The following is a 13,828-nucleotide window of genomic DNA, read 5'->3' on the forward strand; positions in this document are numbered from 1 at the left end:
CCCGGTCGTGAGGCCCGCCGGCGGAACCGTCAGCCGGACGCCTCGCTCGGGGAGTTCTCCTCGGCCCGCTTGGCGATCGCCTGGGCCTTGACCAGTTTGAGCAGGTCGATGAGTGCGTCGATGGTGTCCGGGCACAGCGAACCCATGTCGATCCCGGACAGGTGACTCCCGGTGACCTGGAGCATCTCGACGTAATTCTGTTGCTGCCGAACGCGTTCGAGGTCTTCGTCGGGGTTGGACAGGAAGTAGGTGACGCTGACGTCGAAGGCGCGGGCGATGGCCTCGACGGTGCGGAACGACGGCGTGCGGGCCTTGCCGGTGCGTAGCTGGGAGATGTACGCGTCGGACAGCGAGTAGCCGAGACGGTTGGCCTTCTCGGCGATCTTCTTGCCGGTATATCGGATGCCGTTCTCGTCACGGCTGTGCTCGAAGAGGTATCCGATCTTCTCGGCGAAGCTCAGGTCGTCATCGGTCGACGCCCCTCGCGGAGATCGTCCCGGGTTCAACGGCGCCTTCTCTCGGTCCGGCCATCGGGGAGTCGATGGTGAAGTGGACAATACCCTACCCACGGGTATGTTCCGCAGAGACGTTCTGAACCTGGTCTCAGCTTTTCGGCCGCGCGTCACGCCTCAGATCTCATCACCGTCGGTGCCGTTGGTGCCGCGGGTGCGATTGTCCAGGTCGCGCAGGAAATCGGGGTCGTCGTCGGGGCCGAGCGGGCCGCGGGGACGGGATCGACGCGGGCCGGGCGAAGGGGTGTCGCCGGACTCGTCGGAGTGGGGCCCGAAGGCGCGCCACATGAGGAAACCGATGGCCAGCAGACCCAGAACGGCGAACAGATAGATCATGACAACCTCCCGACGACCAGCGTACGTGAGACGCCTGAGAGGTCAGGGCGAAAGCCGACCTGACCCGCACTTCTCCACTGATCGGATGAGGTCCGGCCGGGCGTCGGGTCGTCGGGAGAACCACAGGGCCGCCGGGTCAGTGGGCGCGGCGGTTGAGCAAGGCTACGACGTCCTCCTCGCGGAAGCGTCGGTGGCCGCCCGGGGTGCGGATCGAGCCGAGGATGCCGGAGCTCGCCCAGCGGGCGACCGTCTTGGGATTCACGTTGAACATCGCGGCGACCTGGCCGGGGGTCAACGTGTGCTGGCTGGCCAGTCCCGGGGTGATGTAGGTCGTGGGCGGTGCGGTCTCGATGCTGGTCATGATTCCCCCTGTGCGTGTTGGAGTGCTCGGTCGGTGCGCCGAGATGGCGAAGCGGCTCTGCACGGTGGTGGACGAGTTCCTTATGAATACACGCAAATCGCCCAGGTACTCGAACCGTCAGTGGGAGGTAAAGAGCATGCAAAGGCCCGCGACCTGCGGGAGCGCCGAGACCGCCCAGTACGCTGAGGGGGTGAGTGAAACGCCCGACCCCACCCCCGGCAAGAAGGCCACGCCCGACGCGGCCACCCGCGAGACCACGGCCGGCGACGCCACGCCGCAGGCGAGTGGACGCCCGATGACCCTGGCGTTCGCCCTGTTCGCGTACACGTTCGCGCGTCTGCTGCTCGTCACCGCGGTCGTGGTGATCATCATGGTCGGCGGCAACCTGGTCGGCGTCGAGGTGCCGTTCCTCGTGGCGGCGGTGTTCGGGGTGCTGATCGCGCTCCCGCTCGGCATGGTCCTGTTCAAGACCCTGCGTCTGAAGGTCAACAGCGAGATCGCGGCACTGGAGGCCGGTCGCCGTTCCAAGCACGACGACCTGCAGGCCCGGCTCCGCGGCGAGAAGTGAGTTCGGCGACCCGTGGAACCCACGCGAGTCGTCGACCGTCGCGCTGATCGGGCCTGGACCCGGAACGCCGTCCGCCTCATCGAGGCCGACGGCCGGCGCAGTGCCGACACCCATCTCCTCCGCGTCGCGCTGCCCGCATGGTCCCGTTGGACCGTCGCCGACGGCGACACGAGCCGCGAGGTCGGCGTGGACCTCTATGTCAAGGACGAGTCGACCCATCCGACGGGGTCGCTGAAGCACCGGCTCGCGCGCTCGCTGTTCCTCTATGCGCTGTGCAACGGGTGGGTCGTCGAGGGCACGCCGGTGATCGAGGCGTCGTCGGGGTCGACGGCGGTGAGCGAGGCCTACTTCGCCGAGCTGATCGGCGTCCCGTTCATCGCGGTGATGGCACGGAGCACGTCCCCGGCGAAGACGGCACTCATCGAACGCCACGGCGGGCGGTGTCATTTCGTCGAGCACCCCGGTGAGGTCTATGCCGAGGCGTTGCGTCTCGAGTCCGAACTCGGTGGCCACTTCATCGACCAGTTCACGATGGCCGAACGGGCCACCGATTGGCGCGGCAACAACAACATCGCCGAGTCGATCTTCGCCCAGCTGGCCGAGGAGGAACACCCGATCCCCACCTGGATCGTCGTGGGGGCGGGTACCGGCGGTACATCGGCGACCCTCGGACGGTATGTGCGCTACCGGCGCCACGACACCTGGCTGGCCGTCGTCGACCCGGAGAACTCGGTGTTCCTGCCGGCCTACGCGTCGGCGGACGGCACGCTGACCGCCCAGACCGGCTCGCGCATCGAGGGCATCGGCCGGCCGCGGGTCGAGCCGTCGTTCATCTCGCAGGTCATCGACCGCATGATCGGGGTGCCCGATGCGGCGTCGATCGCGACCGCGCGGCGCGTGAGCGACCTCCTGGGTCGTCGGGTCGGTGGCTCCACCGGCACCAACATGTGGGGGGCCTTCTCGCTCGTCGCCGAGATGGTCGCCGCGCGCACGCCCGGCAGCATCGTCACCCTGCTGTGTGACTCGGGTGACCGGTACGCGACGACCTACTTCGACGACGACTGGCTCGCCGCCGGTTCGTTCGACCTCGGCCCCGCCGAGACGGTGCTCGACCAGTTCCTCGCCACCGGTCGCTGGACCGCCTGAGACCCGGGCCGGTCGCCGCGGGTGGGTTACGATCCGGGAGTGTCGATGGAACCCGGGCGGACGCCCGGCACCGGAAGTGCCCTGGTGGAAGCGGTCGATCTGGTGCGCGAGTACCAGATGGGCGAGGAACGGGTTCGCGCCCTCGACGGTCTGAACCTGTCCATCGACGGCGGTCAGTTCGTCTCGGTGGTCGGCCCGTCGGGAGCGGGCAAGAGCACCCTGCTGCACGTACTCGGAGCTCTCGACACCCCGACGTCGGGCCGGATCAGCATCGACGGCGTCGACCTCGGGGCACTCGACGACACCGCCGCCTCCGAGTTCCGGCGCAACCGCGTCGGGTTCATCTTCCAGTTCTTCAACCTCGTGCCGACGATGTCGGCGTGGGAGAACGTCGCGCTGCCGCGACTGCTCGACAACCAGTCGCTCCGCAAGGCGAAACCCCGTGCCGTGGAACTGCTTGCGCGGGTCGGACTCGGCGACCGGGTCGACCATCGGCCCTCGGAGCTGTCCGGCGGCCAGATGCAGCGCGTCGCGATCGCCCGCTCGCTCATCATGGACCCGACGATCCTGCTCGCCGACGAACCGACCGGCAACCTGGACTCCAAGACGGGTGAGGCGGTACTCGAACTGCTCTCCGAGGTCGCCCACGACACCCCCGACCGGCTGGTGGTGATGGTGACCCACGACCCGAAGGCCGCCGCGGTCGCCGACACCACCATCACGGTCCGCGACGGGAAGATCGCCTAGTGGCGCGACGGGGTTCTCGGGCCGCCGCCCTAGCCGCCGGTCTCACCCGCATCCGCCTGCTGAACCTGCGCGAGATCCGTACCCACCGGCTGCGCCTGCTCACCTCGCTGGCGGTGGTGGTCGTGTCGTCGGCGTTGCTGATCGCGGTGCTCGGCACCTACGGGTCGGCGTCGGAATCGGTGCGGGACTTCAACAATGCGGTGTCGGGGGTCGCCGACATCGAGGTCGCCGGCATCACCGACACCGGCGTCGACGAGTCGCTGGCCGGCGAGATCCGTCGCGACGTCGACGCGGCGGCGGCCGTCGTGCCGATGATCCGCGGGTCGGTCGTCGTCGATGGATCGGCCGTGCCGCTGCTCGGCTCCGATCAACGCGTCACCCAGCTCTCGGGCAGTCTGCGCGGCGCCCTGCGACAGGGGCAGGCCGGGACCGGTCCGGGGACCGTCGACCTGGACCGACTGCGCACCGGCGTGTTCGTCGGCCCGGGACTCGGGCTCGACCGCGGAGACCGATTGACCGTCAACGCGATCGAGGTCGAGGTCCTCGAGGTCGTCGGCAACGAACAGGCCGCCGGTCTCAACAACGGCCGCTTTCTCTTCGCCTACGTCGACCTCGCGCAGCGGCTCGTCGGACTCGAGGGCCGGCTCGACTCGATCCTCATCGTGACCGAGCCCGGCGCCGATCTGTCCGCCGTGCGCTCGCAGGTGCAGGGCATCGTGGACGGCCGCGCGGTGGTGGTCGATCCGGACTTCCGCGCCAAGCAGGCCGAGGTCGCGAGTTCGGTGACCCGCGATGCGACCCTGCTGGTCTCGCTCGTGTCGCTGGTGATCGCCGCCTTCCTGGTGTTCAACACGATGAACATGGCGGTGGCGTCGCGGCGGAGGTCGCTGGCGATGATCCGGGCGTTGGGCGCCAGGCGGTCTCACCTCGTCGGGGACATGCTCGGGGAGGCCGCGCTGATGGGTTTCGTCGGCGGCGTACTCGGCATCCCCCTCGGAATCCTGGCCGGGCGGGCGGTGATCAGCAGCCTGCCCGAACCCCCGGCCGATTCCGTCGGCACCGTCATCAACTACCACCTGCCCGGGTATGCGCCCGCGGCGGCGGTGATCGCCTGCGTGGTCGCGTGTGTCGCGGCGACGACGCTGGCCGCGCGGGCGGTGTTCGCGGTCTCGCCGGTGGAGGCGATGGCTCCGGTCGAGGTGTCGGACTCCGCCGCGCGGCGTGGTCCCGCGGTGGTGATCGCCGCGGTGCTCGGGGTCGCCGGCCTGATCGCGTCGTGGGTGGTCGTGGCAACCGTGCCGGGCCGCCCGGCCATCGTCGCCGGCGTCTTCTATCTGGTCGGCGCGCTGCTGCTGTGCTTCGCGCTGTCGAAACCGTTGGCCTGGGCGGTGGTTCGGGTGGCGCGCTGGTTCGGTGGCCCCGGACAGCTCGCCTCGGTGAACAGCGAGCGCGCCCCGCGGCGCGCGTGGGCGACGCTGATGACGGTCGCGGTGGCCATCGCGGTCGGCATGGGGACGTCGGGAGCACTGGACAACCTCGTCTCGTCGATGTCGAAATCGCTCGACGGACTGGGGGATCCGGACTTCTACGTGTCGTCGACGTCGGCCGCGAGCCTGCCCCTGGGGCCGATCCTGCCGCCCTCGGTGGCCGAACGCGTCGCGGCGGTTCCCGGGGTCACCGAGGTCGTCGGCGGTCAGTGGGCCGCGGTCAACATCGGCGAGAGCAAGGCGAATGTGCAAGGGCTCGAGCCGGGTTCGCGCGCACCGTTCATGCGCAAGGCGTCGCCGGAAGCGGTGGCGAGCGTCCTCGCCGGCGACGGCATCCTGATGTCGAACGTCCTGGCCCGCGCATTGGGCGTGGGCACGGGCGACACGGTGGAACTCGCGACCCCCAATGGTCCGCGGCAGACGGTCGTGCGTGACACCGTCGACTATGTCTCCCTCGACTCCGGTGTGGCGGCCATGTCGCAGGAGTTGCTGGGGGAGTGGTTCGACCGCGACGGCGACACCTACCTGCAGGTGATCATCTCGCCCGATGCCGACCCGGAGCAGGTCCGTCGGGACCTCGAGGCGCTGGTCGACGGTGTCCCGACGACCGGCAACAAGCCGATCTGGGTCTACAGCGGTGCCGAGGCCCTCGCGGCCACCCAGGCCACCGTCGAGCAGGCGGGCGCGTTCGCGGTCGCCATCCAGTGGATCGTCGCCGGTGCGGCCGCGATCGCACTGCTCAACACACTGCTGCTGTCGGTCCTCGAACGACGCCGTGAGCTGGGCGTCCTGCGGGCGATGGGGGCCTCCCGCCGGTTCGTCTCGCGGACAGTGCTCGCCGAGGCGGGAGCGGTCGCCCTGGTCGGGTCGGTCCTCGGCGTCGTCCTCGGTGCCGCCATGCATCTGCTCAGCAACCAGATCCTGACCATCACGACGTCCCTGACGGTGGTGTATTCGCCACGGCCGTCGGCTTTGCTCTTCGTGACCATCGCCGTGGCCCTCTGCCTGATCGGTGCCTTCGTCCCCGCGGTCCGGGCCGGGCGGATGAACATCAGCGAGTCGATCCAGAACGAGTAGTCCGGCCGCGGCTGCGCGGTCGAGCAGATCCGCCATGCCCCGCTCGTCAACAATTCTTGACACATCGTCGATGTCAACATAACCTGACATCATGCACGACGACCACAGCACCGACACCGCACCCGACGCACCGAGCGCCGAGCTGGCCGGAGACGCCTCGAGCGGCGATCCGGCGAGGGGCCTGGCCGCGGTACGCGCCCTGCGCACCCTGGCCGACCGACTCGAGGACGTGCAGGTGGCCAACGCCCGTGCCCACGGGTGGAGCTGGCAGGCGATCGCAGAAGTGCTGCAGATCAGCCGACAGGCCGTGCATCAGAAGCACTCACAACGTGAGGCCCGCGCGAGTGGGCCAGAAGGAGACACAGATGTTTGAGCGAATCAGTCGCGATGACAAGATGCTGCTGGCTTTCGCCACGCAGGAGGCCGGCGACCTGGGTCACCGGCAACTCGGCAATGACCACCTGATCCTGGGCATGCTCTGCAATGCCCGCAGCCCGTTGTTCGCGCTGCTGGCCGATCAGGGGTTGACGCTGACGTCGGCCCGGGAGGTGGTCCGGAAGTACCGCGACGAGCACGCGGAACGGTCCGACACCGCGGAGACCGCCGACGACGAGTCGGCCCGCGAACGCTACGAGGAGGATCGAAAAGCCCTGCGCGGCATCGGAATCGACCTCGACAAGGTCCGGGAAGCGGTGCGCGGTCGCTTCGGCGAGGACCTGTCCGATGGCTGGGGCGAGCGTGCCGAGCGCGGCCCCCGAGGACGTGGTCACGGGCGTCGGGGGCACCGGCACCATGGTCGCGGTCGCGGACCCCGGCCGGATTGCGGCCCACAGGGTCTCGGGCCAGAGGGTTTCGGGCCGGGTGGTCTCGGACCGGAGGGTTTCGGCCCAGGAGGTTTCGGGCCGGGTGGTTTCGGGCCGGGCGGACCGTTCGGCGGCGAGGGGCCCTGGGAGCCGGGTCGCGGCCGGCGCGGACCGCGGGGCCGGGGCGCCCGTCCGCGTTTCGCGAACGACACCCGGACGGTGTTCGGCCGGGCCATGGAGATCGCGCGGGAACGGGGTGACCGGCGCCTCCGCGCGGAGTACCTGCTGCTGGGGATCATCGACACCGCCGACGACGCGTCGCGGGCGTTGATCGAATCCGCCACCACCGCCGACGAACTCCGCGCCGCGGTCGTGGCGAGCCTGCCCGACGTCGAGGCGCAGGTCTGATCGTCGGCGCAGGTCTGGCGTCGAGGTCCGTTAAGTGAGCGCGAGCGCGACCGCCGTGACGACCGCCCAGGCGAGCATCGCCTTGCCGGTCGTTCCGATCGACGGGATCAGTCCCGGTCCGGCCGCCCCGGTCCGGACCGGGGCGTAGGCCTGCCACAGCAGCGGGAACGTCACCAGGCCGAGCAGCGCCCAGGGGGTCGCGAAGGCCAGGACCACGCTCATCGCGAGCGGGGTCAGGAGAAGCACGGCGAACAGGATCCGGGTCCGGGCGTCACCGAGGCGCACGGCGAGGGTGATCTTGCCGGATTCGCTGTCGCTGGGGATGTCTCGGAGGTTGTTGACGACCAGCACGCTGCTCGAGATCGCGCCGATCCCGATGGCGCCGGCGAGTCCGACCCAGTCGACGCGGCCGGCGGAGACGAACTGGGTGCCGAGGACGGCCACGAGCCCGAAGAAGGTGAACACCGCGACCTCGCCCCAGCCGGCGTAGCCGTAGGGGCGTTTGCCGCCGGTGTAGAACCAGGCGCCGGCGATGCAGATCGCGCCGACCAGCACGAGCCACCACACCGTCGCGATCGCGAGGACGAGCCCGCAGACCGCCCCGATCCCGAAGCACAGGAACGCGGCGGTCTTCACGGCCTTCGGCGAGGCGGCGCCCGACCCGACCAGGCGCATCGGACCGACCCGGTCGTCGTCGGTCCCCCGCACGCCGTCGGAGTAGTCGTTGGCGAAGTTCACGCCGATGATGAACGCGACGGCCACCGCCAGCGCGAGTACGGACTTCCACCACGTGACGTCGCCGGAGTGCGCCGCCGCGCCGACACCGACCACGACCGGCGCGATCGCGTTGGGGAGCGTGCGCGGACGAGCGCCCTGGATCCACTGCGAGGGGGTAGCCACGGGGTTCATCGTGTCACGGCCGCGCGCCCGGCCGGCGGCTGCCCGGCAGGTGTAGAACTTCGTAGCGCCTGGCGCGACGACACACTACATCTGCGGGGGCCGTCGAGCGATGGAACCGGTTGCGGCGCAGATGCGTCTGAAGGTCATGCATCTTCCGCCGGACTTTCGAGCACTCGCCCTCGACCAGGACGGCGTGTTCACCGCTGCCGATGCCCGCGAACACGGCGTCAACCGGTCGGCGGTGCACCGCCGGGTGCGGGCCGGCGAGTGATATCGGTGCATCCTCGTATCTATCGGCTCGCCGACCACCCCGAGACCGACCGCACGCGAATCCGGACCGCGACGCTGGCCGTCGGCGCACACGCGGTCCTGTCGGGACTCGCTGCAGCGTGGTGGCATGGGATCGTCGATGCCCCACCCAGCTTGCCCACGGTCACCGCGCTGCGCGGCCGCCACGGTCATCCGGTGACGGGAGTCCGGATTCTCAACCGCGCACTCGCCGAGGCCGACGTGCTGACCCGGGACGGGCTACCGGTCACCGGGGTCGCGTTGTCGGTTCTGGAGGGTGCGGTAGAGGGCGGCATCGAGGTCATCGATTCTGCGCTGCAACAGCGGCGCACCACGGTCGAGCGTCTCGTCGAGGCCTACGAGCGGCGGCGCCGTTGCGTCGGCGCGGCGGACATGGGCCCGATGGTCCAGCTGCTGGAATCAGGTGCGCGGTCGGCCGCCGAGCGTCTCGCTGTCACGATCCTCCGGACCGCGGGTATCGAAGGGTGGGTGGCAAACCATCCGACGTGTGGGTACGAGATCGACTTTGCATTCCTCGACCGCATGGTGGCGGTGGAGATCGATGGGTTCGCCTTCCACCGCGACGCGAAGACGTTCCAGCGTGACCGCACCCGACGCAATGCGCTCATCGCGGCGGGTTGGACGGTGCTGAACTACACCTGGGGTGACCTCCGCGACCGAGCGGGTCACGTCGCGACGTCGATCTCCCGGGCACTCGCGACCGCCGCCTGAACTGCAGTTGTCGCACATCGTTGCGCCAGGCGCGACGACACACTACATCTGCGCACCGAAGCGGGCCCGCAACGCGCGTCGGTCGTACTTGCCGGGTCCGCGGAGGGGGAGGGCGTCGAGTTCGACGACCCGCCGGGGGGCCGCGTACTTGTCGAGCCGCTCGGTGACCGAATCGCGAATGCGGTTGACGTCGAGGCGTTCTCCGGGACGGACGACGACGAATGCGGTGACCGCCTCGCCGAGCCGGTCGTCGGGGAGTCCGACGACGACGCATTCGGCGACCGCCGGGTCGTCGGCGATCACGGCCTCGACGACCTGCGGTACGACGGTCAGCCCGCCGGTCGAGATGGCCTCGTCGGCGCGGCCGACGATCGAGAGCAGTCCGGCGTCGTCGACGCGGCCGAGGTCGTCGGTGCGGAACCAGCCCGGCTCGGCGAAGGCCGGATGGTCGGGCAGATTGCGATAGCCGGAGGCGACGACCGGACCGCCGAGCAGTACGCGCCCCACCCCGTCGGGTGCCGGATCGGCGATGCGGACCGCGACGCCGTCGAGTGGTCGCCCGTCGTAGACGCACCCTCCGGCGGTCTCGCTCATCCCGTATGTCGCGACGACCGGGAGACCTTCGTCGACCGCCCTGTCCCACAACGGTTTCGGGGTGGCCGCGCCGCCGACGAGGATGGCGTCGAGCTCCCGCGAGGCGGCGGTCGCGGCGGGCTGGTCGAGAACCTTGACGAGCTGGGTGGGCACCAGCGAGGTGTATCGCCGCGGACCTTCGAAGTCGCGTACGGCGCGGGCGTAGACCTCGGGATCGAAACCGGCCCGCATGTCCAGGACCACCGGCGTCTGCCCGGCGGTCAGCGCCCGGAGCAGGACCTGCAGGCCGGCGATGTGGTGCGGTGCCAGCGCGAGCAGCCAATTGCCCGGCCCGCCCAGATGATCGGCGGTGGCCTGCGACGACGCGGCGAGGGTCGCGGGAGAGTGCTGCGCGCCCTTGGGGGTGCCCGTCGACCCCGACGTCGAGACGACGAGGGACACGGGGTCGTCGATCGGTGCGTCGACCTGCAGCGCCGAGGCGAGTTCGGTTGCGGCGCGGGCGTTGTCGGGCACGGGCAGGAAGGCCGAGGAACCGTCGAGGATCGCCCGGAGGTCGTCGACGTGGTCGAGCACGGCGGCGGTCGACGGCAGCGGCAGGGTTCGCAGGGTCCTCAGGACGGGTCCCCATCGGTCGGACGGCCCCCATCAGGATCGGGGTCGTCGCTGAACGGCCATCCGCGGGCGACGAGGTGTGCGCGTACCCGCGCGATGTCGTCCTCGTGCGGCAGTTCATGGGTGTAGTGGGTGATCTTCACCGCCGCGTCGATCCGCGATATCGGTTCGGGTGGTGGCGGGGACTCGCGGGCCAGCTCCGCCGACACCTGGCTCACCTCGTCGTCGGTCAGCTGCCGGCGCAGCAGCGCCACGAGCGGTATGTAGTCGTTGTGCGGGACGCCGTCGGGGTAGCCGGCGCGCAACCACTCCACGACCTTCTGCAGAAGTGTCGGGCGGTCCACGGGGTGTCTCCGATCAGAAGCGGGGACGATCACTTGTAGCCGAACGGGAAGATCTTGACGCCGGTGTAGTAGAAGATCGTCTGCCGGGTGATCCAGAGGATCCCGACGACGATCACCAGGATGACGACGCCGAAGATGAGATACGCCACGGGCTTCAGCGCGGGATGCGGATCGGAGGTCGTTCCGTCGGCGGCGACGGAACCCTCGGCGAGGGACCGCAGACGCAACCCGACTGCGAACAGCGCGGGCAGTCCCGCTCCCAGTACCAGTCCGACGATGAGGACTTTGCCGATGGCCTCGAACGTCTCCATTCTCAAGCGCTCCTCTCCGGGTCGTGCTGCACGATGATCTCGGCCGGGATGACCGGCGGCAGCGGGAGGGTTGTGTCGTCCGTCTCGGTGGCGACCGCTTCCTCCCACTCCTCGCCCGCGAGGGCCTCGCCCTCCCAGGCGTCGTTGACGTTCTCGTGGTCGACCTTGTTCTCCTGCGCGCGCCAGTACATGTAGCCCGACGCGACCACCAGGATCGCGAAGATGATGAGGGCCCCGGTGACGTCGCCGAACAGGTGCGCGATGAAGTAGCAGGCGGCACCGACCGCGCCGGCGGCGGGCAGGGTCGTCACCCAGGCGACGGCCATCCGGCCGGCGACCGACCAGCGGACCTGGGCGCCTTTGCGGCCGACCCCCGAACCCAGGATGGAGCCGGTCGCGACCTGGGTGGTAGAGAGCGCCATGCCCGCGGCACTCGAGGTGAGGATGATGGCGGCCGACGACGCCTCGGCGGCCATGCCCTGCGGCGAGGTGATCTCGACAAGCCCCTTGCCGAGGGTGCGGATGATCCGCCAGCCGCCCAGGTAGGTGCCGATCGCGATGGCCGCGGCGCAGCTGAACACCACCCAGAAGGGGAGTCCGTGGCTGACGCTCGACGCCTCGAGGTGTCCGGTGGCGATGAGGGCCATCGCGATGACACCCATCGTCTTCTGGGCGTCTCCGGTGCCGTGGGCCAGCGAGACCAGCGATGCGGTGGCGACCTGCCCGTAGCGGAAGCCGTCCTCCTTCTGCCGGTCGGCGATCCGGCGGGTGATCGCGAAGACCAGCCAGGTTCCGCACGCCGCGACCAGACAGGCGATGACCGGTGCGGCCAGCGCGGGGATGAGGATCTTGGAGGTGATCCCGGACCAGTTGATCCCGCTGACACCGATCGCGGCCAGGCCCGAACCGATCAGCCCGCCGAACAGGGCGTGGGACGAACTCGAGGGCAGCCCGAACAGCCAGGTGAAGAGATTCCACAGGATGCCGCCGATCAGGCCCGCGAAGATGATGAGCAGCGCCGTCGTCGCCGACAAGCCGGCCACCAGCTCCCCGGCGTCGGGTCCCGAGGTCTGCTGGATGTTCAGCACGTCCTTGGTGATGGTCGCCGCGACCTCCACGGACAGGAAGGCGCCGACCAGGTTGAGCACCGCCGACAGCCCGACCGCGACCTTCGGCTTCAGGGCGCCGGTGGCGATCGACGTCGCCATCGCGTTGCCGGTGTCGTGGAAGCCGTTGGTGAAGTCGAAGCCGAGGGCTGTGACCACCAACAGCACCAGGATCAGCATCTCGCCGCTCATGGTGACGATTGTGGGACCTACCGCCCCCATTTACCTAAACATCGGGCACAGTTCCGGTGCGCGGGGTCCCCGGCCGGGGCCGACCTATCGAACGTTCAACAGACCCTCGGAAACCGGTCGCCGCTGTGGAAGAATCCGTCGGCATGACATCGATGAAGCTGGGCATGCCGATCAACTACGCGGGCGACTTCCGCGAGACCATCAACAACCTCGCGGACTTCGAAGCCGCGGGCGTGCAGCGCATCGCGGTTCCGGAGGCCTACAGCTTCGACGCCGTCTCGCAGCTGGGGTACATCGCGGCCAAGACCGAGACGATGGAACTGCAGACCGCGATCCTGCCCATGTACTCGCGGACGCCCACCAACCTGGCGATGACCGCGGCCGGCCTCGACTACATCAGTGGCGGTCGCGCGGTGCTCGGTATCGGCGCATCCGGTCCGCAGGTGATCGAGGGATTCCACGGCGTCAAGTACGACTACCCGCTGGGACGCGCCCGCGAGCACGCCGAGATCTGCCGGATGGTCTGGCGCCGCGAGAAGCTGAACTACCAGGGCAAGCACTACACGCTGCCGCTCGACGAGGAGCACGGCGGCTCGGGACTGGGCAAGTCCCTGAAGATCATCAATCACCCCGTACGCGACAACATCCCGTTGCTCCTGGCCGCCATCGGCCCGAAGAACATCGAGTTGGCCGCCGAGATGTTCGACGAGCTGCAGCCGATCCTGTTCCACCCGGAGCAGATCGACGCTGCCTTCGGTGAGTCGCTGGCGGCGGGCAAGGCCAAGCGCGATCCGTCGCTGGGGGATCTGGGCATTGTCGTCCAGGCCACCGCACGCATCTCCGACGACGCCGAGCAGATCGACAACGCCAAGCAACTCGTGCGCCATCATGCCGCCCTGTACATCGGCGGGATGGGCGCCCGCGGGAAGAACTTCTACAACCAGCTCGCCATCCGCTACGGCTACGCCGACGAGGCGAAGCTGATCCAGGACCTCTACCTCGACGGCAAGAAGATGGAGGCCGCGGCCGCGGTCCCCGAGGACCTCGTCACGTCGATGTCGCTGATCGGTTCCAAGGCCCAGGTGGCCGAGCGGGTCGCGGCGTTCCGGGAGGCCGGTGTCACGTGCGTCCTGGCCTCGCCCACCGCGCCGACCCACGCCGAGCGCGTCACCGAGGTCGAGCACCTGCGCGACATCTTCGGGGGCTGATCGCGCGATCGGCGATTGTTGTCCGGAAAACGACGGCCCGTGTACGCACGGCCGTCGTTTTCCTTTCTCGGTCATTTGCTCCTCGGGTGCAATTCC

15 protein-coding genes and 1 pseudogene are annotated in these 13,828 nt (G+C 69.4%); 8 read left to right on the forward strand and 8 right to left on the reverse strand.

Going from position 1 to position 13,828, the window contains the following annotated elements; all coding sequences use genetic code 11:
• Positions 1-29 precede the first annotated feature (29 nt).
• The 3 genes from B1818_RS13505 to B1818_RS13515 form a co-directional block, all read right to left on the reverse strand.
• Positions 30-506, reverse strand: coding sequence for a helix-turn-helix domain-containing protein (locus B1818_RS13505; RefSeq protein ID WP_058252664.1), 477 nt, complete (start codon positions 504-506; stop codon positions 30-32).
• A 123-nt stretch (positions 507-629) separates the two neighbouring features.
• Positions 630-848, reverse strand: coding sequence for a hypothetical protein (locus B1818_RS13510; protein ID WP_058252665.1), 219 nt, complete (start codon positions 846-848; stop codon positions 630-632).
• Between the two features lie 136 nt (positions 849-984).
• Positions 985-1,209, reverse strand: coding sequence for a BldC family transcriptional regulator (locus B1818_RS13515; protein ID WP_058252666.1), 225 nt, complete (start codon positions 1,207-1,209; stop codon positions 985-987).
• Positions 1,210-1,504: 295 nt separating this feature from the next.
• On the opposite strand from B1818_RS13515, the gene B1818_RS24445 reads away from it, so the two are divergent.
• The 6 genes from B1818_RS24445 (at position 1,505) to B1818_RS13545 (ending at position 7,445) form a co-directional block, all read left to right on the forward strand.
• Positions 1,505-1,777 carry a DUF4229 domain-containing protein gene (locus B1818_RS24445; protein ID WP_223258954.1) on the forward strand — a complete coding sequence of 91 codons (273 nt, stop codon included), beginning with the start codon at positions 1,505-1,507 and terminating at the stop codon, positions 1,775-1,777.
• A gap of 12 nt (positions 1,778-1,789) precedes the next feature.
• On the forward strand, positions 1,790-2,923 hold the full coding sequence (locus B1818_RS13525) for a PLP-dependent cysteine synthase family protein (protein ID WP_058252668.1): 1,134 nt from the start codon (positions 1,790-1,792) through the stop codon (positions 2,921-2,923).
• A gap of 45 nt (positions 2,924-2,968) precedes the next feature.
• Entirely contained in the window at positions 2,969-3,670 is a 702-nt protein-coding gene (locus B1818_RS13530; protein WP_058252685.1) for an ABC transporter ATP-binding protein, read from the forward strand.
• Positions 3,670-6,234 carry an FtsX-like permease family protein gene (locus B1818_RS13535; protein WP_078113024.1) on the forward strand — a complete coding sequence of 855 codons (2,565 nt, stop codon included), beginning with the start codon at positions 3,670-3,672 and terminating at the stop codon, positions 6,232-6,234. Before B1818_RS13530 ends, B1818_RS13535 begins: the two co-directional genes overlap by 1 nt.
• Positions 6,235-6,325: 91 nt before the next feature.
• A complete protein-coding gene (locus B1818_RS13540; protein ID WP_078113025.1) occupies positions 6,326-6,607 on the forward strand; it encodes a hypothetical protein in 282 nt (93 codons plus the stop codon).
• Entirely contained in the window at positions 6,600-7,445 is an 846-nt protein-coding gene (locus B1818_RS13545) for a Clp protease N-terminal domain-containing protein (protein ID WP_078113026.1), read from the forward strand. The genes B1818_RS13540 and B1818_RS13545 overlap by 8 nt, the downstream gene beginning before the upstream one ends.
• A gap of 30 nt (positions 7,446-7,475) precedes the next feature.
• Here B1818_RS13545 and B1818_RS13550 read toward each other — a convergent pair whose 3' ends face one another.
• A complete protein-coding gene (locus B1818_RS13550; RefSeq protein ID WP_078113071.1) occupies positions 7,476-8,345 on the reverse strand; it encodes a 1,4-dihydroxy-2-naphthoate polyprenyltransferase in 870 nt (289 codons plus the stop codon).
• A gap of 145 nt (positions 8,346-8,490) precedes the next feature.
• On the opposite strand from B1818_RS13550, the pseudogene B1818_RS13555 reads away from it, so the two are divergent.
• A pseudogene (locus tag B1818_RS13555) lies at positions 8,491-9,365 on the forward strand (type IV toxin-antitoxin system AbiEi family antitoxin domain-containing protein).
• Positions 9,366-9,407: 42 nt separating this feature from the next.
• Here B1818_RS13555 and menE read toward each other — a convergent pair.
• The 4 genes from menE to B1818_RS13575 are packed head-to-tail and all read right to left on the reverse strand — an operon-like array spanning position 9,408 to position 12,524.
• Positions 9,408-10,532: an o-succinylbenzoate--CoA ligase gene (gene menE / locus B1818_RS13560; protein WP_254859666.1), complete on the reverse strand. Its 1,125-nt coding sequence runs from the start codon at positions 10,530-10,532 to the stop codon at positions 9,408-9,410.
• Between the two features lie 38 nt (positions 10,533-10,570).
• Positions 10,571-10,915, reverse strand: coding sequence for a DUF3349 domain-containing protein (locus B1818_RS13565; protein WP_078113028.1), 345 nt, complete (start codon positions 10,913-10,915; stop codon positions 10,571-10,573).
• Positions 10,916-10,944: 29 nt separating this feature from the next.
• Positions 10,945-11,226: a hypothetical protein gene (locus tag B1818_RS13570; RefSeq protein ID WP_065629227.1), complete on the reverse strand. Its 282-nt coding sequence runs from the start codon at positions 11,224-11,226 to the stop codon at positions 10,945-10,947.
• Positions 11,227-11,228: 2 nt separating this feature from the next.
• Positions 11,229-12,524, reverse strand: coding sequence for an inorganic phosphate transporter (locus B1818_RS13575; protein WP_078113029.1), 1,296 nt, complete (start codon positions 12,522-12,524; stop codon positions 11,229-11,231).
• A 143-nt stretch (positions 12,525-12,667) separates the two neighbouring features.
• Here B1818_RS13575 and B1818_RS13580 point away from each other — a divergent pair, with 143 nt between their 5' ends.
• Positions 12,668-13,732 (forward strand): LLM class F420-dependent oxidoreductase, encoded by a 1,065-nt coding sequence (locus B1818_RS13580; protein WP_078113072.1) that lies wholly within the window; start codon positions 12,668-12,670, stop codon positions 13,730-13,732.
• Positions 13,733-13,828: the final 96 nt, after the last annotated feature.

Origin of the sequence: Gordonia sp. IITR100 (assembly GCF_002009645.1) — a bacterium.
Lineage (GTDB): Bacteria > Actinomycetota > Actinomycetes > Mycobacteriales > Mycobacteriaceae > Gordonia > Gordonia hongkongensis.